The following is a 25383-nucleotide window of genomic DNA, read 5'->3' as shown; positions in this document are numbered from 1 at the left end:
GCTATTCGTGATGCTGGAAGGTATTGAAGCCATGCTTTCGAACCACCTCGTCACGCTCGGCGGCCTTGAGATCCTCGCGCATCATTTCCGATACGAGCTCTTCAAACGTTGTCTTGGCTGCCCATCCCAATTTCTGCTTCGCTTTGGACGCATCCCCCAGAAGGGTCTCCACTTCTGCTGGACGGAAGTAACGTGGATCGACCGCGACAACGCAATTGCCTCTTGCATCGAACCCCTTCTCGTCGACACCCGTTCCAGACCAGCGAATGGTCATGCCGATTTCCCGAGCGGCAGCTTCTACAAACTCGCGCACGCTGTATTGAATGCCCGTGGCGATAACGAAATCTTCTGGTTGTTCCTGCTGCAGCATTAGCCACTGCATTTCAACATAGTCTTTCGCGTGCCCCCAATCGCGTTTGGAATCCATGTTACCCAGATACAGGCAGTCCTGAAGGCCGAGCTTAATGCGCGCCAAGGCACGTGTAATCTTGCGGGTGACAAAGGTTTCACCTCGCACTGGGCTCTCATGATTGAAGAGAATGCCGTTGCAAGCATACATTCCGTAGGATTCTCGATAGTTGACGGTGATCCAGTAAGCATAGAGTTTCGCAACAGCGTATGGGCTACGCGGATAAAATGGCGTCGTTTCCCTTTGAGGCGTTTCCTGGACAAGTCCATACAGTTCGGACGTGCTTGCTTGATAAAAGCGCGTCGTTTTTTCCATTCCAAGTATACGGATGGCCTCGAGAATTCTCAGAGCGCCGAGCGCATCCGAGTTCGCAGTATACTCCGGTTCCTCGAACGAAACGGCAACATGGGATTGTGCTGCCAGGTTGTAAATCTCATCCGGCTGCACTTGTTGAACGATGCGGATCAAGCTGGTGGCATCCGTCAGATCACCGTGATGCAGTATGAATTTGCGATCCTCGACATGGGGATCCACGTACAGGTGGTCGATCCGATCTGTATTGAAGAGAGACGTACGCCGTTTGATTCCGTGAACCTCATATCCTTTGCTAAGCAAAAGTTCGGCAAGGTAGGAACCATCTTGTCCGGTTATACCTGTAATGAGTGCTCTTTTGACGGCTCTTCCTCTGCGTGTGCGCGTTGCAAGCGATGTATCTTGGCGCGAGCCATCCATCGTACCCTCTCCTCTTATACTAGCTAGGCGCCCACCCAATCACTTTCTTGGGTTCAGATAGGGTGGCGGCCGTGTTTCCGGTCGCACTAGCACGGCATCGTTGAGTACACATTTTTCCCCCGTCCCGGCCAACGCCCTATTTCGGGCATCATCCTAATGGCGTGGAGTGTGTCCTGCCTCAGCCTGAGGTTCTGGCGAGCCTAAGCCTATCACCGGTTTGAAACGCTCGATATCTTTCGCTAATCTGTTGACACTCGCGGATGACGGTTTACCGACGTAGACAGCATGTCGGTGAATGTTAGGACGTTTCATGAAATTCGGCACCAGCGGTCTTCGTGGCCTTGTAACCGATCTTCAGGGCCATGCCTCGGCTCTTTACGCAACCGCTTTTGCGAGACACCTGCTGGATGCCGGATTGGCGAAGGCTGGAGACCGCATTTTTGTCGCTGGCGACTATCGTCCCTCAAGCCCCGATATTGCTGCCACCTGCATCGGAGCGCTGGCACGCGCCGGCCTGCAGCCGATCGATTGCGGCGCGATCCCGACGCCGGCGCTGGCGCTTTATGCCATGTCGAAGGGCTGCGCCTCGCTGATGGTCACCGGCTCGCATATCCCGGCAGATCGCAACGGCATCAAATTCTATCGACCGGATGGCGAGATCGACAAGGTGGACGAGCTTGCTATCACCCGTATCGCGGCCGAGATAGACGACACCATTGTTGACCTGACACCTGGCGCCGCGCAGAGCGAAGAACACCAGGCCGCTGCGCTTTTCCTGTCACGCAACCGCGTGCTTCTACCGGCTGGCGCACTTTCCGGCCTGAAAATCGGCGTATACCAGCACAGCACCGTTGCCCGCGATGGCCTGATTGACGTGATCGCCGGTTATGGTGCGCAAGTCGTGGCGCTCGGACGATCCGATCATTTCATCCCGGTCGATACAGAAGCCGTGTCGGCGCAGACGATCGAACTGCTGCGCGGCTGGGCCAGGGAGCATGATCTCGACGCCATCGTTTCCGCCGATGGTGACGGCGACCGGCCGCTGGTGGCCGACGAGACGGGTATACCGGTGCGCGGTGACCTCCTCGGGCTCATCGTCGCGCGTTTCCTTGAAGCAAGGGTCGTCGTCACACCGGTGACCTCCAATTCCGGCATAGAGGCGGCCGGCAGCTACCGCGTCACCCGTACCAAAGTCGGGTCTCCCTTTGTTATCGAAGGCATGAACGAGGCGACCGCCTCGGGCGAAACGGCGGTGATGGGCTTCGAGGCCAATGGTGGCGTGCTGACGCAGTCGGATTTCGCCGTTGCGAATGGAGCGCTGACCGCTCTTCCGACCCGCGACAGCTTTTTGCCGGTCCTGGCGACGTTGTTTCTCGCCAAGCAACAGAACAAGCCGCTTTCGGCGATCGCAGCCGATTTTCACCTGCCGGTGGCGGCCGCCGACCGGCTCGAGAATTTTGCCGTCGAGAGGAGCGCTGCAGTAATGGCGCATCTGCGTGCTTCTCCTGCAAACTTGGCGGCCTTCGTCAAACCGCTTGGCGCCATTGGCTCGGTCAGCGATATCGATGGCCTGCGCATCACCCTGGCCGATCGCACTGTCGTCCACTTTCGCCCTTCCGGGAATGCGCCGGAAATGCGTTGCTATGTTGAAGCCGAGGATGATGCAGCTGCTTCGTCGTTGCTTGAGAAAGGCCTTTCCCTCGTCCGCGACTGGACAAACACATTGACCCGATTGCCTATTGAAGGTTGAACTTTATAACCACGGCCCGTCCGTACCCGGAGATTTCCTATGACCAAGAAGATCATTCCAGTCATCATGGCCGGCGGCAAGGGCACCCGCCTGTGGCCATTGTCGCGATCGAACGCGCCGAAGCAGTTCATCCAGCTCGTCGATGAAAAGACGTTGTTCCAGCAAACCCTCGAGCGCGTGACCGACGCCGCTGTCTACGAGGCGCCTGTCGTCATCACCAATCAGGATTTTCGATTCACAGTGGCCGAGCAAGCCCGGGAAGTCGATGTCGATCTGTCCGCCATCATCCTCGAGCCGGTGGCTCGCAATACGGCCGCTGCCATCGCCGCCGCTGCTTTCCACTTGAAGAAGAAATTCGGTGAGGAGGCGATCCTCCAGCTTCTGGCCTCCGACCACGTGATCGATGCGGGCAAGGATTGGAGCGAGGCGATCGCGACTGCGCGCCAGACCGCCGCATCAGGCAAGATCGTCACATTCGGCATCAAGCCGACCGAGCCTGCAACCGGTTACGGTTATATCGAACAGGGCGAGCCGCTTTCGTCCGGCGCGCACAAGGTGAAGCGCTTCGTCGAGAAGCCGCAACTTGCTGCCGCGGAAGAGATGCTGACCACTGGCGGCTTTTTCTGGAATTCCGGCATTTTCATGTGTCGTGCCGACCTGCTCCTGGACGAGCTCGGAACATATGCGCCGGCCGTGTACGAGGCTGCGGAAGCTGCCGTTGCCAAGGCTACGATCGATCTTGATTTTGTCCGTCTCGATGGGCCCAGTTTTCAGAAGAGCCCCGATATTTCTATCGACTATGCGGTGATGGAAAAGACCGCCAATGCCGCCGTGGTCACGTCAGCTTTTGCATGGTCAGACCTCGGTAGCTGGGATGCCATCCGAAAGCTCGTCGAAAAGGACGAGAACGGCAATGTCGTTATCGGCCATGCCACCGTCATGAACACCGAAAATTCGCTGGTCCTGTCGCGTGCCTCGCATCTCGCGGTTCAAGGACTGAAGAATGTGGCTGTCATCGCCAGCGAGGATGCCGTCTACGTTGGTCGCCTCGACGAAGCCCAGGAAGTCGGCAAGCTGGTGAAACTCCTTGCCAAGGCCAAGGAAACATCAAGCCTGACGGAAACCCACCCGACCTGCTATCGCCCTTGGGGCGGTTATACGTCGCTTTTCAACGGCGATCGTTTCCAGGTGAAGCGCCTGTTCGTGTCGCCGGGCAAAAAGCTGTCGCTACAGAGGCATTTTCACCGTTCTGAACACTGGGTATGCGTCAAAGGCACGGCTGAAGTAACGGTCGGCGACCAGGTGACATTCCTGCGTGAAAACGAGTCGGTCTATATTCCGCAGGGCGAGTTGCACCGGCTCTATAATCCCGGCCGGATTGTGCTGGAAATGATCGAAGTTCAGACCGGCTCCTATCTCGGCGAGGACGATATCGTCCGTGTCTCCGACGAGTTCGGGCGTGGATAGGCTCCCCGCGCGGATCGGCCCGGCGCCTGGGCATCAGCCGACGCGCTGATCGTCTTGATTCTGAAACGGAAGCTTCCTTGTGCTGTTGCCGTTGGCTAAGGGTTAGCTCCGCATTTCACACGCTTGGGGCACGGGACACGTGCTTGCGCGAAATCGCCTTTCCGCTTGCTGTCTGCCTCGCCTGGTCGAAACGCGAACGCGGCGTTGCGGTCGGTTGGCGCAATTGATCGGTCCGCTGACGCACGTCTAAAGGGGTGTCCCAAGTGCTCACCAAGCTTGCGGCGCGGTCGTCTCAAGACTGCTCGACGAGGAGGCCGTGTCACCCTATACCCACAAAGGGCAATCTTCCCCGCTGGGTCAAGTCTGCCTTCGTCGAGCAGTAGCAGAGGAGGTGGCGCGGTGCGCGAACCCTCCCGCCGCCGCTCAGCGCGGATTTATGGGCGACGTGTTGGCCGCTCGTGCGATGCCTCGATAACGATCGGCACATCACCGCCGTGCATCGACATGTCTTGGGCTGCCTGCAGATCGTCGGTGTCGTGGCCCTCGTCGAACTCATCAAGGACTAGCCGAAGGATCGTTGCGGCTTCCCTTTTCTTTCCGAGGTCCGCTTCGAGTGCAGCGAGATCGCACGAGGCGCGCAGTTCCCAACCGCGTGCGCACATCTTTCGACTGGCGGCGATGGCACCTGTAATGCAATGGCGTGCCTCATCCGAAGCGGAAATCGATCCCAAAAGGTTTCCCTTTATTCGCAGAAGTTCCGGGCCGTAGCAGAAGTCCCCTTTGGTTTCGACCGATTGGATGGCTTTCTCGACCCGCTCCAACCCTTCGTCGACTTTGCCGAGCGCCGCCAACCCCTTTATCAGCGAGATTTCAAGCATGGTGGTGAAAACCTCATAGGTGGAGGCATGCAGTCGTTCAATGCATCGGCGGAGGCTGTCGACGCCTGCGCTAGGGTCTCCCCGGCGAATAGCTATTTCCGCCTCGAAGCCTCTTGCTACTGACACGTATGGCGACAGGGAGTGCAGCCCGGCACGCGAAATCAGCCAATCAATGTGCTCTTGTGCACTCTCCAGGTCGCCGCGCCAGAGGAAAACCGCGATGCCACCGAGCAGCGCGATGCAAAGTGTCAACGAATGATCCGCCTCCGCCGCTTCCTTGATCGCTTGCCGCGCCCGGACGGCCGCCTGGTCAGGGAAGCCTTGAAGCCAGAGATTCCTGGCAAGGATTCCGCCTGCTAGCCCGCGTCCCTGGAAACCGACATAGCTTCCCGGGGCGCGGCTGGGGAGCGGATCGCTCGCTAACGCAGCCTCCAGTTCGAGCCTGGCGCGGCCAAGTTCGCCGCCGAAGTGCAATGAATTGCCCAGAAAGAAGTGCCCGAGCGAAATCGCAGACGGCTCTTCGGTCGCCTCAGCGACGGAAGAACAGCGATAGGCACACTGGAGCGCCGATTTGAAATCTCCCGTTCGCAGATGAAACATGTTCAACGGACCGAGGACCTTCAGCTGATCGACCGCATTCCCTCGACCTTCGGCAATCTCCAGACCCCTCGTGAGCGCGGGGAGCGCGTCACGGCCGCCGTGGAGATACATGCGGGAGATTCCAAGGCCAGCCTGAAGATGCATCTCCTCACGGCTTTCCTGATAGTGCTCCCCCATTGCAGAAAGGGCGCGCTCGGACCAGCGCTGGCATTCCGGAAAGAGCGACATCGCCTGAAATACCGGAACAGCCGCGGCAGCCAAGCTGATGCCGACATCGACATTGCCGCTGTCGCCGAACGCCCATTCCAGGGCCGCCCGGACGTTATTGATACCAAGGAAATAGGGCAGCCGTTCTGGCCCGCTCGAGAGCGTTGGCCAATCCGGGCCAAACTGCTCCAACCAACGTCGGTAGTACGAGGCGTGGCTGGCAGCCAGGTCGGCAAGATCATCTTCAATCTGGCTATTGAGTGCGTAGGCGCGCGTTGTATCGAGCAACCGATAGCGCATCATCGCGCCGAACGAGTTGGCGCTCAGCAGAGACTTCGCAACAAGACTGTCGATGGCACCAAAGAGGGCAGGTCGGTCAAGAGACGGTGTTGCGATCACCTCCCAGGCGGCATCAAGCGTGAAATCGCCAACGAAGATGGCCAGTCTCCGAAGAACGGTGCGATCGAGGTCGGACAACAGCCCGAAACTCCAGTCTAGCGTCGCCCGCAGGGTCTTCTGACGTGGCGGCGCGTTGCGCGATCCCACCCATGCCAGGGCAAGATGCTGATCGAGCAGGGCAGCCGTCTGGGAGAGGCCATAGGCCTCGACCCGTCTCGCGGCCAGCTCCAGCGCAAGCGCCATGCCATCGAGTTTTCTGCAAATCGCCGCAATGATGCGAGCATCGTCGTCGGTGAGGGACAACGGCACTCCGCTCGCGGCGATGCGCTCGGCGAACATCTGGGAAGCCGGATAGGAGAGAATTTTCTCGGCAGTCATTTCCGGATCGACCGGTGCGCAGGCCAGCGTGTCCAGCTTGTAGATACTTTCGCCTTCAATCCTGAGGGCTTCGCGGCTCGTGACCAGGATGCGGACGTGCGGCGCGGCATCGATTATGCTCGCCGCCAGGTCTGCGACGGTATCGACCAAATGCTCGCAGGTATCGAACACAAGAAGGATGCGCTTATCTCTGAGATAAGCGAGCAAACTGGGGCGCACGTCATCGGAGCCGACCGGTATTCCGAGCATGGACGCGAGGGCGGGCGAAACGAGCGATGGATCGCTTAGCGTCCCGAAATCAGCAAGCACCGCAGCTCCATCGAACGCTCCCGCCAGTTGATTGGCCAATGCTATTGCGACGGTAGTCTTCCCGACGCCTCCACCTCCCACGATGGAAACGACAGGAAATCTCGACAACCTCTCGGAAAGGTCAAGGATATCACTCTCGCGTCCGACCATACGCTCCAAGCGGTTGGGAAGATTGGCATGCCTGAATTTCACCGCGCCATCACCGGGGACCAGCGCAGCGGACGAGCCTGAGATCGGGGCAACGAAGCTGTAGCCGCGGCCGGGGATCGTGGTGATGTAGCGTGCACCGTCCCGCCCATCGCCAAGGGCTTTACGCAGCCCGGTCATGTGAAAGCGCAGGTTGCCTTCCTCAACGATGACGTCGGGCCAGACCGCCGACATTAGATCCTGTTTGGTCAGCAGCGTATTGGGAGCCGAAGCAAGAGCGATCAGTAGGTCCAGCGCCCGCGCGCCAAGCTCGACAGGAACCCCGTCCTTCGCAAGAAGGCGCTGACCGACATTCAGACAAAAGGGGCCGAAGGACACCTCACCTGCCGCATCGCCTGTCGCCCGCGTCATGGCATTACCCCTAACCACCTCCACCGTGCTGTTTATACTCCAACCTCTTTTTCGGAGCCATGGTGGCTCAACATTCGGTTTGCGCACTTCGGGACTTAGACGAGATTGTAGAAGGCATGGATGTTGCCGTGTGTTGCCCGGCAATATGGGCATTCAAGTCGAGCAGCTTCAACCAAAGCAGATGCAATTTCCCGATCCAGGCCGGGCAGGTAGATATCCAGGCGAACGCCGACGACATATCCCTGGTCGTCGGAGGATAACTCCACATTGGCATATATCCTGACATCCGCGTGGAGCTTGATCCGCCTGATGTCGGCGACATGTTTCAATGAACTTGCGAAACTCGCCGACCAGGCGATTGCGACAAGCTGCTCCGGGTTCGTGCCTAGCCGATTGCCGGCAGGGTTTGAAAGCCTGATATCGAGAGCCCCGTCCGAACTGCGTGCGAAGCCGTTCTCTCGGCTGCCAATCGTCTCTGTCCTGGCAGTATGCACATGTTGCATGATCGTACCCCGGGTGAAGGAGGGAGGCGCGCGCATATGCGCGCGCCGGACAAAGGTCAGCCAGACTTCCGCAGACTGCGGAACCCGGCCCGCACTTCATCGACGAACAGCTTCGGCTGTTCCCAGGCGGCGAAGTGACCGCCCTTTGCCACCTTGTTGTAGTGGATGAGGTTGGGGTAGGCGGCTTCGGCCCACTTGCGCGGGGTCTGGTAAAGCTCATCCGGGAAGACACTCACCGCGACTGGTACCTTGACGCCCTTGGGCGCAAAGAAAGCGAGCTTGTTTTCCCAATAGAGGCGGGCTGCTGATACGCCTGTGTTGGTGAGCCAGAAAAGGGTGACGTTGTCGAGCACGTCGTCCGGGCTGAGACCTTCCTTCTGACCGTCGAAGGAACGGGCGATCAATTCAAGGCTCCGGGCGTCGTGGTCGAGCATGTAGGTCGCAAGCGCAATCGGCGAGTCGGCCAATCCGGTCAGCGTCTGCGGCCGCGTTCCCATCAGGAAGGCGTAATAGACGTGCTTGTAGAAGAAGACGAGCTGGTCGTAGGACCTCCGCTCCTCGTCCGACAAGCCTTCCGGAGCAGGAGCGCTGGCAAAGGATGCGTTGTTGATCTCCACAGGAATTGCTCCGGGCATGTTCGTATGGATGCCGAGCAGTTCGGGTGGCGCTTCCACGCCGATCATGTCGGTGATCACCGCACCCCAGTCGCCACCTTGGGCGACAAAGTTCTTGTATCCCAGCCGCCGCATCAGGGTAGTCCATGCGGCCGCAATGCGTTCCGGCCCCCAGCCGGTGGAGTCGGGCTTTCCGGAAAAGCCATAGCCGGGCATGGACGGGATGACGACGTGGAACGCGTCAGAGGCATCGCCCCCATGGGCAGTCGGGTCGGTGAGAGGGCCAATGATCTTCAGTTGCTCGACGATCGAGCCCGGCCAACCATGCGTCACAATCAGCGGCAGCGCGTTTTCATGCTTTGAACGAACGTGGATGAAGTGGATATCCAGGCCGTCGATTTCGGTGATGAAGTTCGGATAGCTGTTGATCCGTGCCTCCACCTTCCTCCAGTCATAGTCCTTTTGCCAATGCCGGAGGACCTGCTTGATCGTCTTGAGCGGCACGCCCTGCGAGAAATCGCTTACCGTTTCTTTCTCGGGCAAGCGGGTATGGGCAAGCCGGTAACGGAGATCATCAAGATCGGCTTCCGGAACGTTGATACGGAACGGGCGGATTGCTTCGGGATCGGTCGACGCGATTGAACGCCCAGGAAACACGTTTGCGATACCGAGCGCGGCGATGCCGGTTGCAGCGGCACCCAAAAGTCTGCGTCGATCGAGGTCGATAACTTCGGTTTTGGTGGTGGTCATGGTCTCTCTCCTCGAGAATGGCGGTTGAGAGTCTGCACCGCTGTGCTGCCCGAAAAGCTACGCCGAGGAGCTGTGAAGCTCACGTTAGGCGTTGTTAATCCTTGTTTGTTGGAGGGCTGCGGCAATCAACGTCTAACAACGCCTAACGTGCGATTTCGGTCGTGCGGCAGTACCTCTGTTGGCAGCACAACGGTGCAGACACTCAACCAACACAGAGGAGTTTCGCCATGACACGCAAGGTTCTGTTCACGGGCAAGACGCACAACACAAACGGCCGCGATGGCGGCGCACGCAGCAGTGATGGCCACCTGGACATCAAGATGACACAGCCTCATCCAGCCGCAGAAAACCTGTTCGGTGCCGCCTGGTCGGCCTGCTACATGGGTGCCATCGAGTATGCGGCATCGCTGAAGCATATCAAGCTTCCGTCCGGCGTCGCGGTCGACGCCGAGATCGACCTGAACCTGGAGGAGGGCTCGTACTTCCTCAGCGCTCGATTGAACGTAAGCGTACCTGGCATCGATCCCGCGGTAGCAACCGAGCTGTTGCATGAGGCCCACAACATCTGCCCGTACTCGAAGGCAACGCATGGCAACGTCGATGTTGTGACAACCCTCATCTAACGGAAGCCCTGGCCTGGCCTGCCACGATGGCAGGTCAGGCAAGCAAATCTTTGATGTAGGAGGCTTCAATGGACAAGGCATTGCGACAACTCGAAGCCAGTAGCGATTTCGGCGAACTGCTGGACACGACAAGCTACGCGCCATTGCCCGACGACTGGCTGATTGGAATTACCGACGTCGTCGATTCAACCTCGGCTATTGCCCGCGGGCAGTACAAGGATGTGAATTTCGCAGGCGCTTCGGCAATTGCGGCGCTGGGCAACGCTTTCGGCAACTTCGATTTTCCATTCGTATTTCGCGGGGACGGCGCTGCATTTGCCTTCGATCCCGATGTTCGAGAAACAGCGGTCGGAGTCCTGCGGCGCGTCGCCGGTTACGCTCGAGATCAACTGCAGCTTGACCTCAGGATCGGGCTTGTGGCCGTCAAGGAAATACGTGCCGCCGGAAGCGACGTGAAAGTCGCGCGTTACGCCGCGTCGGAGACGGCAGCATATGCCATGTTCGCCGGCGGCGGGCTGAACTGGGCCGACCGTGAAATCAAAGCGGGAAATCACGCGCTCCTGCCGTGTCAGGAATACGCAACGCCCGATCTGAAGGGGCTGACTTGCGAGTGGGCACCGATCCCCAGTCGGCGCGGCGACATCCTCTCCCTTCTTGTGGAGCCACAGGACAACATCAGCCCCGAGGCCTTCACCTTGCTGGCAAGGCGACTGCTTGCCTTACTCGGTGTGGAGAATGGCTCATCGCGTCCCGTACCCGAGGTCGTGATCACCAACTCCGTTGCTGACTATCTCGGCGGCAAGGGATGGGCAGACGTCGTCCTGAATTCCGACTACAGGAGGTACGACGATGTCCTTCGCTTGACCCTGGACTGTAAGCCGAAGCAGATCAGGGACGTCGAAGCGCTCCTGACGTCGGCGTACGATCGGGGCGAAGTCCACTTCGGCATGCATCGCCAGTCTCATGCGCTGATGACCTGCCTCGTCCCGGTCGGTGCACGAGGGTCCCACCTGCACTTCCTGGACGGGATGGGGGGTGGCTACACGGCCGCGGCTTCACTGCTCGAGACACAAAGGCACGCGCATCAACCGCGTTGACGCGACTATCAAAAGTTGGCTTCGGACGCCGAAAATCCGAAGATTACGACTGCTAACGTTTTTCAAACACTAGAGATATTTCATGACCCTTGACCGTTTCGCTCCCGCTATTTTTGTATTTCTCTGGTCAACTGGCTGGATCATTGCGAAGTACGCGGCTCTTCACTCCGAGCCATTCTCGTTCCTCACGATGCGTTACGCGCTCTCGGCGGTCGCCTTTTGCGCTATCTCCCTTGCCGTCAGGGCGAAATGGCCCAGTGGCTCTTTGGCGTGGCGCGCGGTCTATTCGGGCGCTTTCCTGCACGGCTTCTATCTTGGCGGTGTTTGGTGGGCGGTGGCGCACGGGGTGCCGGCCGGCATTTCCGGCATCGTTGCCGCCATGCAGCCTCTTCTCACGGCACTGGCGGCCAGCACCCTCATTGGCGAACGGCTGCGCCCTTCACAGACGGCGGGCCTGGCACTCGGCTTCGTCGGCATCGCTGTCGCCATTTCACCGAAGCTCGTGCAACCAGGTGCGTCCGATCTCCTTCATGCTGGCATTCCGCTCGCCGTTAATCTGGTGGCCATGTTCGCTGTCACCTACGGGACGGTTTATCAGAAGAAGCACCTTCAAGATGGTGACCTGACCGCAATTGCGACGTTGCAATATCTTGGTGCATTGGCCTTGACCGCTCCCTTCGCGCTCGCCTTCGAGACGTTCCGCTTCGATGGCACGCTCGAGACCTACGCCGCTCTCGCCTGGTCGGTACTCGGGATATCGGTGGGGGGTATTGCGCTGCTTCTCTTTTTGATCCGCCGAGGTCAGGTCTCGCGCGCTGCGTCCCTGATCTATCTCTGCCCGCCTACGGTGGCGATCCAGGCTCTCATCGCGTTCGGCGAGCCACTTACCCCTCCACTGATCGTTGGCACGGTGATTGTCGCCGCTGGGGTATACCTTACCAATCGGAAGGCACGCCGAGCCGTGAAGGCATGAGGTATTCCATCTGCTCGCAGTGGCTATGGGGCGCTGCGAGCAGATGTCCGACGGCCATGAAGGCGATGATATCGTTATCGAGAGCGGAGCGCGCCGTTCGCTTTCGTTAGCGCTTCGATCATGACAGCCAATCTCGCAAGGTCTTCTTGATGCAGTGCTCTTAGTGCTGCCGAAATTCGTTCTTGAAAAACTCTTCTGTGAGGCCGGCTCGCGCCGCCGAACTATCGACCCGGAGAGCTAGCGCTTCTCCATCAGGAACCACGTCAGGTCATCAGCCGGGAAATTAGCGTCACGGTGATAGATGAAACCGTAGTTGACAAGGCTTAGGTCGGGATAGAGGTCCATCATCTCACCAGCGAAATCGCGCTTCCACAGGCGATCAGTGTGGCCGCGATAGGGAACTTCTACAGGCTTTGGGTTGTAGTATTCGGCGACTAGGACGTAGCGTTTGCTAGCCTCATAGAGGCGCTGATAGGCGATCTTTATCATCTCTGGGTTGAGATGGATTAAGACCCCTGCGGTGAAAGCAAGATCCACTGGCTTCCAATTGATGTCGTCAAACAACGATGCATTGACGGCAGATATGCCAGAAATGGAGTTTAGTTGCTCGAACGCGCGACCGTTGATCTCGATGGCCTGAAACTCCGCGGTTGGGATCAGATTGCGTAAAGCCAGGATATTCAGCCCGATATTGGCACCCAACTCCCTGACCGACTGAACGCCGCGCGTGTGGTGCAGAATCTTGGCAAACATCGCTGTTTTGCCTGCTACCGCCTTTGGCCCTTGATTGCGGTCAATGTAGCTGTTGCCAAATTCGCCGGCCCAGAATTCTTCCTGTTCACTTCCAAACATGATTGCCCTCTCCACGCGATGCCACCCATGGTTACTGCATCATGCCTCGAATACCTCGCCCTGGAAAGTCTTCCGGCTCGCGCCGTTCTCAGTCGCGATCTATCCGTTCCTTGCGCCCATCTCGTGGCTCGTGACGCCGACCGAGTTGGCTCTGCCACCGGTGATTGCGGGTATCTCCATGGCGACGGGCAAGAACGAGGTCCGCTTCTTTTCGCTGCTCTACACCCACGACGCCAGCCTTGACGGCGGGATAAAGCAGGCGATCGACGGCTACGATCCAAACGCCGAGGGCTTGGTTCGGCTGGAAGTGTATCGTCTCATGGCCCCCAAGCGTCGTTAACAGCCCAAACACCAACGTAGTTTCTCTGGCGTGATACTCACTGACACCACCGCCCGAATTCGGTGGTCGACTACGATGAGTTGAGGCTCAATCAGTACCAATGTTGCGACCAGCACGGGCTGGTTCGATGATAGAGGATCAGCGCATGACGAACGTTTTTGTTGAACGCTATGGAAACGCAAGGTCGCCGACGTCTACGCCTATCCCTGCCAGGGCGTAGCCGAGGGAAGAGTTGCCGGGAGACAGTGCAGAGGCCGTCACCGTCTTGAACCCTCCAACGCCAGCAGTCACCAGCGGGTCTTCCCGGCAGTTCTGGCTGCAACTCCTTGCTGTCGGCCTGCTCCATGAGGTCGATGCGTGGACTGCCACTCAGCCGAAGATCGCCTACGAGTACTCCGGCACATTCGTCCGGAGTGAGCCGATGATGGCGGCCCGGTTTGCCGCCATGGGATTCGCGAAAGAGCAGATCGATGGGCTCTTCGCTGTGGCGTCTAACCTTTAAATTTTCGCCAGAACTTATCGAACAGCGTGCTTTTCGGTTTTTCGTACATCATGGCGGCTCTGTCCAACTTCCTTAAGACAGTGATATTCCCATACGAGATGTGCTTCGGCATTCGGGAGACGAACCTCTCCTCTAGGAACATCATGAAATCCGCGACGGCAGGATTTTCGAGATGTTTGCTCGCTTCAGCTAAGAATTGACGTGATTCGCTCGCGGCGCTCTCCTGCCAAAACTGCGCATTGGCTACCAAAAGGCCGTGAGGACGGATCGATAACACTTCAAGGTTAAGTTCGGTGGCGACCTTATTTATCGTCGCTTCATCGCAAACGGCATAGTGCGAAGGTATATTCGCGGGATCGGTGCTGTATGGGAAACCCAGTTCAGGATTTTCAACTTCCGGCGCGAGAGCGAGATGCTCGGAATTGCCAAAGTCATAAAAGATTATCCCGCCTGTCTTGGTAACCCGCGCCTTCTCACGCAGGATTTCCTTCCAGTCAGAAAAGTGCTGAATAAACATGCGTGATATAACGGCATCAAACTCTTCGTCTTCAGCTGGAATTTTAAACCCGCTGCCTAATCGGAGATCTATATCGCGGGCACCCTTTTCAATGCCAAAGCGCTCAAGCATACCTTCACTCGAATCGCATCCGGTCATTTGATACCCGAGGTCATCTAGCGCCATAGCCATAAGGCCGCTACCGCAACCTACATCCAGAATCTTACTCCCTGCGGGGACGAATTCTTGAAGGTATTTTATGTACAGATCACGGCGAACAAGTTGGAATCCCTTATCTGCCGATGCTGTTGCCTCATGGTAAGTGTCTGCTGATGCCCGCGCTTTCCAAGCATTTGTTTTAAATTCTGCAAGAACAGTCAACTTGGTTTCTTTCTTTATTTCTAAAATCTAAAATTGGTATCGATATGAAAAAGTATCGTTAAGGTAATGCGAGCGTGCTTACTGATGCGATCCAAATCATAGGGATCGCTCTTTATCAAGATACTCATAGAGGGAAAAGATTGAATTTGCAGCTTTCACTAGAAATTAACGCCAACCCTGAGGCTTCAATACTAGGCTCAATGTATTTCGGCGCGATAGGCGAGGGGCCACTGACGATTTTCACGCGTTCGACCTTTTGACGTTTGAGATTCCGTCATGTGGTGCGGGAATTTATATTCCGCTGGCCGCTATCTCCTGTCCCGCCCATGGCCAGCGCACACAGCCATCCGTCGCAGGCTTTCTAACTGGGGTTCCGGTCATCGCATGGCCGACGTGATTGCCCGTTGGGCCACATCTTGCGGCTCGCGCCCCTCTCGGTCGCAGTCTATCCCTTTCTAATTTTGCCGGTTGTCTTTCATACGCACGGACAACTTTGGGCGTTCAAAAGATGCCTCTTGCAAACTGAAGCTAGCAAACTAGAAAGGACCTCAAGAAACGGACAGGTGCGTGATGAAAGTCGAGATTTTGCCGTTGGCCGGTTTAGCCAAGATTATTCCAACCAGGCTGGGCGATCATCGCGGATATTTTTCGGAAGTGTTCAAGGATAGCTGGTTCCGCGAGAACGTTGCGGATGTAGCGTTCCTGCAGGAGAACGAATCTCTTTCTGCGACGATCGGCACGGTGCGTGGTCTGCATTTCCAGCTTGATCCGTTTGCGCAGGGCAAGCTGGTGCGCTGCATCGCCGGCAGGATTTTTGACGTCGCCGTCGATATCCGCGTCGGCTCACCGACCTATGGCCAATGGTATGGTTGCGAGCTTTCGATGGAGAATGGCGAACAACTCTGGATTCCGAGAGGCTTTGCCCATGGTTTTGCGACGCTCGTTTCGGACTGTGTCATTTCCTATAAAGTGACGGCCCCCTACAGCGCTGTCAGCGACCGCGGTCTCTTGTGGAACGATTCCGAGATCGGTATCGAATGGCCGGTGCCGCTCGACAATGCGGTCCTGTCGGACAAGGATAAATTACAGCCAAGACTGGCGGATCTGCCGCCGTCCTTCAAATATTGACCGTTACCAGAACGGACGACGAGCGGAGATAACCCATGCGTATTCTCGTAACCGGCGGAGCGGGCTTTATTGGTTCGGCCCTCGTCAGGCATCTTGTAAAGAATATTGGCGCGGAAGTGCTTAACGTCGATAAGCTTACCTATGCCGGCAATCTTGCTTCACTCAAGGAAATCGAAGGCGCTTCGAACTATCGCTTCCTGAGGGCCGACATTTGCGATCTTCCGAAAATGTCGGAGGCGATGAACGGGTTCCAGCCGGACCGGATCATGCATCTTGCCGCTGAAAGCCATGTCGATCGCTCGATCAGCGGTGCCGGCGACTTCGTCCAGACCAATGTCATGGGCACATTCAGCCTGCTGGAGGCGGCTCGGCATTATTGGAACGATCTGTCTGCTGATCGCAAGGAAACGTTCCGCTTTCTGCATGTATCGACCGACGAGGTGTACGGATCGCTGGGCGGCGAGGGCCTGTTCGAGGAGGCCACGGCTTACGATCCGTCATCGCCCTATTCGGCTTCGAAGGCGGCGAGCGACCACCTTGCGATTGCATGGCATCGCACTTACGGTCTGCCTGTGGTCGTGTCGAATTGCTCCAACAATTACGGACCTTACCATTTTCCGGAAAAACTGATCCCGCTGATTATCCTTAACGCCATGGACGGAAAGCCGCTGCCGGTTTACGGCCAGGGCGTCAACATTCGCGACTGGCTCTACGTCGAGGATCACGCGCGCGCGCTCGACCTGATCGCGTCGCGCGGCCGTCTCGGTGAAAAGTACAATGTTGGCGGCCGGAACGAGCGCCGCAATATCGACGTTGTGCGCCGAATCTGCGCGCTGATGGATGAATTGCGCCCACAGGAAAAGGCGCATGCCGATCTGATCACTTTTGTCACCGACCGGCCCGGCCATGATGCGCGCTACGCCATTGATGCCACGAAGCTGGAAACGGAACTGGGCTGGAAGGCACAGGAAAACTTTGACACCGGCATCGAACGGACGGTGCGCTGGTACCTGGACAACGAGTGGTGGTGGCAGCCGTTGCGGCAGGGAGTCTACTCTGGTGAGCGTCTTGGTGTTTTGAACAGGGGCTGAGCCATGCGCATTGCCGTGACGGGAAAACAGGGCCAGGTTGTCTCGGCCCTTCTGGAGCGCGGTTCGGTTGCCGGTGTCGAGATCGTCGCCGTAGGCCGTCCGGAACTCGATCTCGTCGACCGGGCGTCGATCCGCGCAGTCTTTTCGCAGATCAAGCCGGATGTGATCGTCTCCGCTGCCGCCTATACGGCCGTCGACAAGGCCGAAAGCGAAGAGGAGCTGGCCTTTGTCGTCAATGCGGAAGGACCAACGGCGATAGCGGAAGTGGCTAAGGGGCTCGAGATTCCGATCGTGCACCTGTCGACCGATTATGTATTTTCCGGCGATAAACAGGGTCTCTATGTCGAGACGGATGCGACTGGGCCGGTGTCGGCCTATGGCCGCTCAAAACTGGCCGGCGAGCAAGGCATTGCCGCTGCCAATCCCAACCATGTTATTTTGCGAACCGCTTGGGTCTATTCGCCTTTTGGCGCCAACTTCGTGAAGACAATGCTGCGCTTGGCAGAGACTCGTGATGCGCTCAACGTGGTGGCTGACCAGCGCGGCTCGCCGACCAGCGCGCTTGACATCGCCGACGCGGTGATTGCCATCGCAAAGCGCCTTTCTGCCGACAACGACGAGAATTTGCGCGGGATATTCCACCTCACGGGCAGCGGCGAGGCCACCTGGGCGGATTTTGCCGAGGCGATCTTCGCTGGTCTCAAGACCAAGAACGGCAAGGTTGTCTCCGTCGATCGTATCACGACGGCCGATTATCCGACACCGGCGAAGCGCCCTGCGAACTCGCGGCTTTCGAACGACAAGTTGAAACAGACCTATGGAATCGTTCTGCCAGACTGGAAGGAATCCACAAAGGTCGTACTGGACCGCCTGCTTTAGGAATTGGCGCTTACGAGCTCCCGACACACGGAAGGAAAAAGAATGAAGGGTATTATTCTCGCTGGTGGTTCCGGCACGCGGCTTTACCCGATCACCCAGGCCGTGTCAAAGCAGCTCATGCCGGTCTACGACAAACCGATGATCTATTATCCACTGACCACGCTGATGCTGGCGGGGATCAAGGAAATCCTGATCATCACCACACCCCACGATAATGAGGCCTTCAAACGGCTGCTCGGCGACGGAAGCAAGTGGGGAATTTCGATCGAATACGCCGTGCAGCCGAGCCCGGACGGCCTCGCGCAGGCCTTCATCATCGGTGCAGATTTTGTCGGATCGAACCCGTCGGCGTTGATCCTCGGGGACAACATCTATTACGGTCACGGCTTGCCGCAGCTTTTGCGTTCCGGCGCTTCTACCGTCGAAGGCGCGCGCGTCTTCGCTTATCACGTCAGCGATCCGGAGCGCTACGGTGTCGTCGAGTTCGACGGAAGCATGAAGGCGCTTTCAATAGAGGAAAAGCCTGCTAAGCCGAAAAGCAATTGGGCGGTCACCGGCCTTTATTTCTACGATAACCAGGTTGTCGACATCGCCGCAAACCTGAAGCCGTCGCCGCGCGGCGAACTGGAGATCACCGACGTTAACCGCGTCTACCTCGAGCTCGGACAGCTGGCGGTCGAACTGATGGGGCGCGGTTACGCGTGGCTTGATACCGGGACGCCGGACAGCCTGCTCGAGGCTGCCGACTTTGTTGGAACTCTGGAAAAGCGCCAAGGCTTCAAGATCGCCTGTCCTGAAGAAGTCGCCTACCGTCTGGGCCATATTGACGAAGGTCAGCTGGAGAACCTTGCTACTGAGCTCGGCAAGAGCGCCTACGGTCAGTACCTGACGAAGCTCGCAAAGACCAAGCACGACTTGGAATTCTGAAACACAACCGCTTGCCCATTGGAGTTGGGCGGCCGGTGATTAGAGCGGCCGGCCGATCGCGTTGCAGACATCGCGGTAGACATCCTGCACCTCCTCCACGACATGCGCTTCGGTGAAGCCCTGAACGACGCGCTCTCGGGCTTTGGCACCGGCCGAGACAATGCTGGGCTTGTCGAGCGCAAGGGCGCAAATTTGCCCTGCCAGCGTCTCGGCGTCATCCACCGGAACGAGCCATCCTTCCTTGCCGCCGCGCACGAAGTCGCGGCAGCCCGGTACGTTTGTCGTCAGAATCGCTCGGCCGCAAGCCGCGGCCTCCAGAATGGAGCGGGGCAAGCCTTCTCCGCCGCGTGTGGGCATACAGCAAAGATCGTGCTGCGCCCATACCTCGCGCACGTCGTTCGTCGATCCACGCCATTTGACGCCTGAAAGCTCCGACCACGCGCGCAGCGTCTCGACAGACAGCGATCGCGGGTTGGAGGGGTCGGGGAGACCGAAAAGCGATAGGCTAACCTCGTGCCCCCGCTCACGCGCCATCGATACCGCCTTCACAGCCAGATCGGCGCCCTTCGACCACACCATGCGACCCACCATTGCGAGCTTGAGGTCATCGCCAGATGGCGGGGGAAGGGGCTGGTAGTGGTCGGGATCAACGCCGGCTCCGCCGAGCACCGTTACGCCGGCATCTTCGACGTCGAGCCCAAACGTATCTGGATCGGTCGTATTCTCGAACAGAAAGTGATTCTTGCCGCGGCCGCGGATGGCCCGGAACAGATTGCGCAGAGCAAAGCGCGCAAAAGCTGCCTTGGCACTTCGATCCGCGGCGAGAAGCCCCCCTCCGGTGACAGCTAGGATCCGGCCCTTCACGCCAGCCAACGTGGCGGCAAGGCCGCCGGTGACTACGCAGCGGAGCGCAATGCAATGGATCAGGTCGATCCTCTCACGCCGGAGCGTCTGCGCGATCTGGCCGATCGACGAACCGATCGACAGGAAACCGAGGTGTCCTCTCTCAATGTCAAGCGGTATGACGCGAGCGCCAAGCCCCTCGATGATATGCGCGTGCCTGCCGACGCGAGTAATGACGACCACGTCCAAGCCGAGCTCCTTGGCGGCGCGCAACATCGGCAGAAAATGCGATACGAAGAACCAGTCTTCCGTGATGATGAACGCGATCCGAACCCGCGCTTTGGAGAAGCTCATCGTCACCGTCCGATACTGCGCCGCAATAGCCGAACCGTGGCTTTCGGCATTCTCGCATAAATCGCGTGCGCGCATTTTAGAAGGGAAGGGTGGCGACGCCAGAAGGCCGCAAGTGGCAGTGCGAAGGGGTTGTCACGTAAAAGGCTGTCGTTGATGAGTTCGCTCAGCTCCGCTCGCGACAAGGGCGTGCCACGGCGGCGAAGAATTGGCTCGACGTTTTCCATGCTCGCCGCGATGAAACCTTCCCGCTCTGCGATGAACGCAAATAGGCGTTCGAAGGCATGGGCAGCTGTCCCGTCGAGCTGTCCACTCTCACGCGCGAATTGATCGGCAAAATCGACCTCGATCGCCTTTCTCAAGGCCGCGCGTCGAAACCAGAACATTGATCCTGCGGGAAAGCGGTGACCTGCAAGTGCGGATAGATCGACACTCGCTTCCATTCTCTGCAGGGTCCCCAGCATAATGCCTTCATTGATCGAAGTGCGCCCGCCAAGCGGCAGCAGGTGGGCCTGTGGCGCAATCAGCCCGATGCGCGATTCAGTTGCCAGTAACTTGTGCCCTGACAACTCTCCACCTTCCTCCGTCTGCAACAACGAGCCAAGCAGAAAACGCCGCCAGCCATCCCCATCGCCACGATGCGGCGAGCGCTTGGTATGCAGTTTCAGACCGATGTCCGAAACTGATTCAGCCTGTTCCTTAAATGCCGTTAGAAACGGCAAGATATCCCGGCCTCGGTTGTCTACCTCCAGCTCTGTCGCAAGCCGAAGATACGAATTCTTGGGCAGCGCTGCCGGCCGGGAGCCGGCCGGACGAGTTATCACCAGGTCAAAGGGTTGTCGGATGATCCCATCCAGCTCATCAATCATTTCCTCCCAAACGTCGGGGTAGTAGACATGGGCGAAGATGGTGAAGTCTGCGTGCCGAGTGTCATTCATCTAGATTAATGGTCTCTGTCGATGTCTCGACGTCATCACGGGCTCGATCCGCCCTGTAATCCGGGCGGGCGTTTGGGGTGTCGATATGTCGATGCTCTCTCGCATGTACCGTTTCGAAAGACAATCGGAAACCGCAGGTTACTACGGCAGTCCACCTTAAGTGAACCCTTGTGGCTAGATCGCCGCGTCGTTCGAATTCAATCGACTTAGCGGCGAAGGTGTTCAAGATGAAATTGTGCGAATTTTACTGAAGTATTGAGATATGCTAACGGGATTTGCTTCATTTGGAGCTTCCCAGTATGCCACGTTTTCCGTCGAAAGTTTTTTCACGCGGCGGTCTTCCTGGCGGCTTTTCATGCCCTGGCAAAGCCTAACGCCCATCGGGGGAGGCAACGTAGCTCGAACAATTCTATCCAAGCGGCCACCAGTTTCGCTTGGATCCTCTGCCCTCCTCGAGGGGATTGGGGATTGCAACCAGGGGGTCATCGTCAGAGAATTTGGCTTTAGATGTGGACCACCTGCAAGTCGGCGACACGGATTTTGCCATTGATCCGGCGCGCAATCCTGTGTTGGCGGAAAAGTATCTGCGCTGGAATAGAGCAGAGACATATTTTCCTCGCGCTGCTGTTTGAGGATTTGTATATACCGGGTCACCGGATAGCCAAATAAGTGTGGTGAGCTAAGTCTTGCCTCGGAGAAAGGAAGAAATGCTTATTTCGAAAGAGGCGACTCAGTCCTCAAAGCATGTGCGACTCTCGGCGTGGTTGGAGCATGCCCCGTTTGCGTATTGGCTCATGTCAGAATTGCGTCCTAGAACGGTTGTTGAACTCGGTACGCATAATGGCTTTTCCTTTCTGACGTTCTGTCAGGCGGCCGCCGCCCTCGATCTCGGCACAAAAATATTCGCAGTGGACACTTGGGCGGGCGACGAGCATGCCGGCTTTTATTCGAACGATATTTTTGAGGCGCTCGAAACTGAACTAAGGGCCAACTATCCCGATATCGGAGTGATGCTGCGTTCGACCTTCGCCGAAGCGAGACCATCATTTCCGACCGGATCAATTGATTTGCTTCACATCGACGGGCGTCATCGATATGAAGATGTCAGGGAAGATTTCACAATGTGGAAGGACGCACTCTCAGACCATGGCGTAGTCCTCTTCCATGACACCTGCGTCCGGACTGGCGACTTTGGCGTGTGGCGCTTTTGGGCCGAACTGCAGCGTGAATATCCCTGTTTCGAGTTTTTCCACGGAAATGGCCTAGGAGTTCTGTTCTTGGGCGCTAATGTTCCTCCCGCGGTCCGGGCGCTGGCGACCGCATCATCGGAAGAACAGTCGTTTGTCCGGTCCATCTACGCCCGTTTGGGTTCAATTAACCCACTCACCCATCAACTTGATGTAGTCCACCGCGATCTCGGAGAGATTGGTGAGCAGTGTAGGTTGCTGACTGCTGATCGTGACCGGGTCGCCCAGACTCTGGAGAAGAAGGAGGAAGAACTGGCTTCTCTCTTGGCATCGAGAAGCTGGCGTCTGACGGCTCCCTATCGCTGGACCGGGCGTCTGGGCAAGCGCGTTAAACAGGTCACGCGCGCGTTGCCATTGATGGCGAAGCGACAGGGAGGTTATCTAAATCTTGCTCGGAAAGCTTCCTCGATCATAGCACGCGAAGGACTGAGCGGAGCGAGATTGGCATGGCGGAATTCCAACGCGCAGACAAATAGCAGCTCGGAGAACAACTACGAACAGTGGCTGCGGAGATATGCGACGTTGGACGATCCGGCGCGCGCCAGGATCAGAAACGACATCGCCGGATTTCCCGCCCAGCCTTTGATCTCGATCGTGATGCCGGTCTACAATCCCGAGCCGAACTGGCTCGCTGAGGCAATTGATTCCGTTCGCAATCAACTCTATCCGCACTGGGAGCTCTGCATCGCAGATGACTGCTCCACATCCCCAGCAGTGCATCCCATTTTAGAGCGATATGCTGCTATCGATTCCCGCATAAAGGTTTTCTATCGGCCCGCCAACGGCCACATTTCGGAAGCGTCCAACTCGGCGATCGAGCTGGCGACCGGCGACTGGATGGCGCTCTTGGATCAGGATGACCTGCTGAGCGAGGATGCGCTCTTTTACGTTGCGCGGACAATCAATGAAAAGCCGCAGATTGAGTTGATCTACTCCGATGAGGACAAGATCTCGAACGGCAAGCGGTTCGATCCGTATTTCAAGCCCGACTGGAATCCAGATCTGCTACGATCACACAACGCAGTTTGCCACCTCGGGGTGTACAAGCTTGACCGGGTGCGGTCGATCGGCGGCTTCCGCAAGGGATATGAGGGCGCGCAGGACCACGACCTAGTACTACGTTTCACCGATCAGTTGTCCGAGGGTCAGATCGTACATATACCGCGTGTCCTTTATCATTGGCGAAGCCATGCCAGCAGCACTGCACAAAGCGGCGGAAACAAGAGCTATGCAGCACTTGCAGGACAAAAAGCTGTGAGCGACCATCTGGACCGAAAGGGTATCAGAGGACGAGTCGAGATTCTTCCTACCGGCATGTATCGCACGCTATACGACCTTCCTGAAGAACCGCCACTGGTCAGCCTGATCATTCCCACGCGGAACGGGTTGCGACTCCTTCGCAAATGCGTCGAATCGATCCTTCAAAAGACGGACTATCCAAATTATGAGATCTTGATCATCGACAACAATTCCGATGATCCCGCGTCGCTTGAATATTTCAGGCAGATAGAAACCGATAGCCGCGTCTTCGTGATGAGGGACGAACAGCCGTTCAACTATTCGTTGATCAACAACGGTGCGGTTAGCGAGGCCAGGGGTGATTTTGTCGCTTTGATCAACAACGACATCGAGGTCATTTCCCCGAATTGGCTCAGTGAAATGATGAGCCATGCCGTGCAAACAGGTGTTGGCGTCGTTGGTGCGCGGCTTTGGTATCCTGATGACCGCCTACAACACGGCGGCGTAGTTCTCGGCATCGGGGGAGTCGCAGGGCACGCGCATAAATTTCTTCCGAAAGGCGCGCACGGATATTTCTCTCGGGGAGAATTGACCCAGACACTTAGCGCTGTGACTGCGGCATGCGTCGTCGTCCGGAAGAGCACTTACGAGGCCGTCGGGGGATTGGACGAGAACCTTATGGTGGCTTTCAATGATGTGGATTTTTGCCTCAAGGTACGCGAGGCGGGCTGGCGCAATGTCTGGACGCCATTCGCAGAACTCTATCACCATGAATCCGCAACACGTGGCAGTGAAGACACTCCCCAAAAAAAGGAACGCTTTCGGCGAGAGGTCATGCTTATGCTGGCTAAATGGGGAGAGAAACTGACCTCGGATCCGGCCTACAATCCGAATCTGACTTTGGACCGTGAGGACTTTTCTCTCGCCTGGCCACCGCGGAACCACTCGGATCACACGCTTGCTTCCTAGGGCGCTTTGGTATTAATGCAGCCTCGGAGCACTCACTGCACATACAGGGCGCTTGCCTTGCTTATGTCGTGAAACATGACAGCGGAGCATTTTCGCGATCCCTTGAACGCGAAATGCCTTCGATAGAATTTTGGAAACTGGATCGTATATGGCATCCGCAAGAGACGGCAATCTGGCGAAGGCTCTGGTCGATATGGGGCAGAGCATCAAACGGCGGGAGTTATGGCTTTATCTGGGTTGGCGGGACGTGAAGAGCCAGTACAATCGATCGATCATCGGGCCGTTCTGGCTGACCTTGTCGATGGGCGTGATGGTGCTCGGTCTTGGCGTCCTATACTCGCAAATATTGAACATCGATGTTGCAGTCTATCTTCCTAAGCTCGCCATCGGCCTAATCGTATGGGGATTGATCAACGGCATCGTCATTGGCGCATGCAGAGTGTTCATCTCCGCGGGAAGCGCGCTCCGTCAAATAAGGCTGCCTGTCAGCGTGTTCGTATTTCAGTTTGTTTGGGGCCAACTGATCTCGTTCGGGCATAACTTCCTAATTTATATCGTTGTCGCTCTCGTATTTGCGATAAATCCCGGCTGGGTCGTCGTTCTAATCGTTCCGGCCATGATGATCGTCGTGCTAAACGGGTTTTTCGTTTCTCTCATTCTCGGGCCGCTCTGCGCCCGGTTTCGCGACGTGCCCATGATCGTCGCCAGCGCTATGCAGATTGTCTTCTTTATGACGCCGATAATCTGGAGTGCGGATTCGATGTCGCACCGGTCGTTCCTTCTGACGGCCAACCCCTTCTATCATCTGATCGAGATTATTCGCGATCCACTGTTAGGCCGGACGGGCACGCTCGAAAACTGGATGGTCTGCATTGGATTGACCCTCGCTTTGGGCGTGTTCTCGACAGCCTTCTTCGCTCGCTATAGGGCGCGCATCGTCTACTGGAGTTAAG

General features: G+C 57.4%; 21 protein-coding genes. 13 read left to right on the top strand and 8 right to left on the bottom strand.

The annotated features are described in order from the left end of the window. Nucleotide 1: 1 nt before the first annotated feature. Nucleotides 2-1141, bottom strand: coding sequence for a GDP-mannose 4,6-dehydratase (gmd, locus tag AS026_RS02310; RefSeq protein ID WP_062368541.1), 1140 nt, complete (start codon nucleotides 1139-1141; stop codon nucleotides 2-4). 310 nt (nucleotides 1142-1451) lie between these two features. Here gmd and AS026_RS42620 point away from each other — a divergent pair, with 310 nt between their 5' ends. Continuing rightward, nucleotides 1452-2891 (top strand): phosphomannomutase, encoded by a 1440-nt coding sequence (locus tag AS026_RS42620; RefSeq protein WP_062368540.1) that lies wholly within the window; start codon nucleotides 1452-1454, stop codon nucleotides 2889-2891. Nucleotides 2892-2930: 39 nt separating this feature from the next. Then, nucleotides 2931-4358 (top strand): mannose-1-phosphate guanylyltransferase/mannose-6-phosphate isomerase, encoded by a 1428-nt coding sequence (locus tag AS026_RS42615; protein WP_062368539.1) that lies wholly within the window; start codon nucleotides 2931-2933, stop codon nucleotides 4356-4358. Nucleotides 4359-4792: 434 nt separating this feature from the next. Here the strand turns inward: AS026_RS42615 and AS026_RS02295 are convergent, their stop codons facing one another. The 3 genes from AS026_RS02295 to AS026_RS02285 form a co-directional block, all read right to left on the bottom strand. Continuing rightward, nucleotides 4793-7687, bottom strand: coding sequence for an ATP-binding protein (locus tag AS026_RS02295; RefSeq protein WP_062368538.1), 2895 nt, complete (start codon nucleotides 7685-7687; stop codon nucleotides 4793-4795). Between the two features lie 95 nt (nucleotides 7688-7782). Then, nucleotides 7783-8190, bottom strand: a complete 408-nt coding sequence (locus tag AS026_RS02290) for an Ohr family peroxiredoxin (protein WP_025660557.1) — start codon at nucleotides 8188-8190, stop codon at nucleotides 7783-7785. Nucleotides 8191-8246: 56 nt separating this feature from the next. Beyond that, the gene (locus AS026_RS02285; protein WP_062368537.1) at nucleotides 8247-9554 is read right to left on the bottom strand and encodes an epoxide hydrolase family protein; all 1308 of its coding nucleotides are present in this window, start codon (nucleotides 9552-9554) and stop codon (nucleotides 8247-8249) included. A gap of 227 nt (nucleotides 9555-9781) precedes the next feature. On the opposite strand from AS026_RS02285, the gene AS026_RS02280 reads away from it, so the two are divergent. From AS026_RS02280 to AS026_RS02270, 3 genes are all read left to right on the top strand, one after another. Further along, on the top strand, nucleotides 9782-10177 hold the full coding sequence (locus tag AS026_RS02280) for an Ohr family peroxiredoxin (protein WP_062368536.1): 396 nt from the start codon (nucleotides 9782-9784) through the stop codon (nucleotides 10175-10177). 68 nt (nucleotides 10178-10245) lie between these two features. Continuing rightward, entirely contained in the window at nucleotides 10246-11274 is a 1029-nt protein-coding gene (locus tag AS026_RS02275; RefSeq protein ID WP_062368535.1) for a DUF3095 family protein, read from the top strand. A gap of 82 nt (nucleotides 11275-11356) precedes the next feature. Beyond that, entirely contained in the window at nucleotides 11357-12247 is an 891-nt protein-coding gene (locus AS026_RS02270; protein WP_062368534.1) for a DMT family transporter, read from the top strand. Nucleotides 12248-12484: 237 nt separating this feature from the next. Here the strand turns inward: AS026_RS02270 and AS026_RS02265 are convergent, their stop codons facing one another. Beyond that, nucleotides 12485-13099, bottom strand: coding sequence for a pseudaminic acid biosynthesis-associated methylase (locus AS026_RS02265; protein WP_062368533.1), 615 nt, complete (start codon nucleotides 13097-13099; stop codon nucleotides 12485-12487). Here AS026_RS02265 and AS026_RS41590 point away from each other — a divergent pair. Together AS026_RS41590 and AS026_RS02255 are read left to right on the top strand one after the other, a co-directional pair. Then, a complete protein-coding gene (locus AS026_RS41590) occupies nucleotides 13098-13439 on the top strand; it encodes a DUF7338 family protein (RefSeq protein WP_062368532.1) in 342 nt (113 codons plus the stop codon). The genes AS026_RS02265 and AS026_RS41590 overlap by 2 nt on opposite strands. A 232-nt stretch (nucleotides 13440-13671) precedes the next feature. Next, complete coding sequence (locus AS026_RS02255; RefSeq protein ID WP_245307295.1) at nucleotides 13672-13941, top strand: hypothetical protein; 270 nt, start codon at nucleotides 13672-13674, stop codon at nucleotides 13939-13941. Here AS026_RS02255 and AS026_RS02250 read toward each other — a convergent pair. Beyond that, on the bottom strand, nucleotides 13931-14818 hold the full coding sequence (locus AS026_RS02250) for a class I SAM-dependent methyltransferase (protein ID WP_160330087.1): 888 nt from the start codon (nucleotides 14816-14818) through the stop codon (nucleotides 13931-13933). The genes AS026_RS02255 and AS026_RS02250 overlap by 11 nt on opposite strands. A gap of 570 nt (nucleotides 14819-15388) precedes the next feature. Between AS026_RS02250 and rfbC the strand changes: the two genes are divergently transcribed. From rfbC to rfbA, 4 genes are read left to right on the top strand one after another with little or no spacing between them, the layout of a single operon-like run. After that, a complete protein-coding gene (gene rfbC, locus AS026_RS02245) occupies nucleotides 15389-15946 on the top strand; it encodes a dTDP-4-dehydrorhamnose 3,5-epimerase (protein WP_062368530.1) in 558 nt (185 codons plus the stop codon). A 35-nt stretch (nucleotides 15947-15981) separates the two neighbouring features. Beyond that, nucleotides 15982-17037: a dTDP-glucose 4,6-dehydratase gene (gene rfbB, locus AS026_RS02240; protein WP_062368529.1), complete on the top strand. Its 1056-nt coding sequence runs from the start codon at nucleotides 15982-15984 to the stop codon at nucleotides 17035-17037. A 3-nt stretch (nucleotides 17038-17040) separates the two neighbouring features. Continuing rightward, the gene (rfbD, locus tag AS026_RS02235) at nucleotides 17041-17916 is read left to right on the top strand and encodes a dTDP-4-dehydrorhamnose reductase (RefSeq protein ID WP_062368528.1); all 876 of its coding nucleotides are present in this window, start codon (nucleotides 17041-17043) and stop codon (nucleotides 17914-17916) included. A gap of 42 nt (nucleotides 17917-17958) precedes the next feature. Further along, entirely contained in the window at nucleotides 17959-18843 is an 885-nt protein-coding gene (gene rfbA, locus AS026_RS02230) for a glucose-1-phosphate thymidylyltransferase RfbA (RefSeq protein WP_062368527.1), read from the top strand. A gap of 39 nt (nucleotides 18844-18882) precedes the next feature. On the opposite strand, the gene AS026_RS02225 is transcribed toward rfbA, so the two are convergent. After that, a complete protein-coding gene (locus AS026_RS02225; protein ID WP_062368526.1) occupies nucleotides 18883-20040 on the bottom strand; it encodes a glycosyltransferase family 4 protein in 1158 nt (385 codons plus the stop codon). Nucleotides 20041-20042: 2 nt separating this feature from the next. Further along, a complete protein-coding gene (locus AS026_RS02220; RefSeq protein WP_062368525.1) occupies nucleotides 20043-20975 on the bottom strand; it encodes a rhamnan synthesis F family protein in 933 nt (310 codons plus the stop codon). Between the two features lie 707 nt (nucleotides 20976-21682). Here AS026_RS02220 and AS026_RS02215 point away from each other — a divergent pair. Beyond that, nucleotides 21683-24430: a glycosyltransferase family 2 protein gene (locus AS026_RS02215; protein ID WP_062368524.1), complete on the top strand. Its 2748-nt coding sequence runs from the start codon at nucleotides 21683-21685 to the stop codon at nucleotides 24428-24430. Between the two features lie 148 nt (nucleotides 24431-24578). Beyond that, on the top strand, nucleotides 24579-25382 hold the full coding sequence (locus AS026_RS02210) for an ABC transporter permease (protein ID WP_062368523.1): 804 nt from the start codon (nucleotides 24579-24581) through the stop codon (nucleotides 25380-25382). Nucleotide 25383: the final 1 nt, after the last annotated feature.

The sequence above is a fragment of the Rhizobium altiplani genome, assembly GCF_001542405.1.
GTDB lineage: Bacteria > Pseudomonadota > Alphaproteobacteria > Rhizobiales > Rhizobiaceae > Rhizobium > Rhizobium altiplani.
Note: the sequence above shows the minus strand (reverse complement) of the source record. Positions and strands in the feature narration are given on the sequence as shown.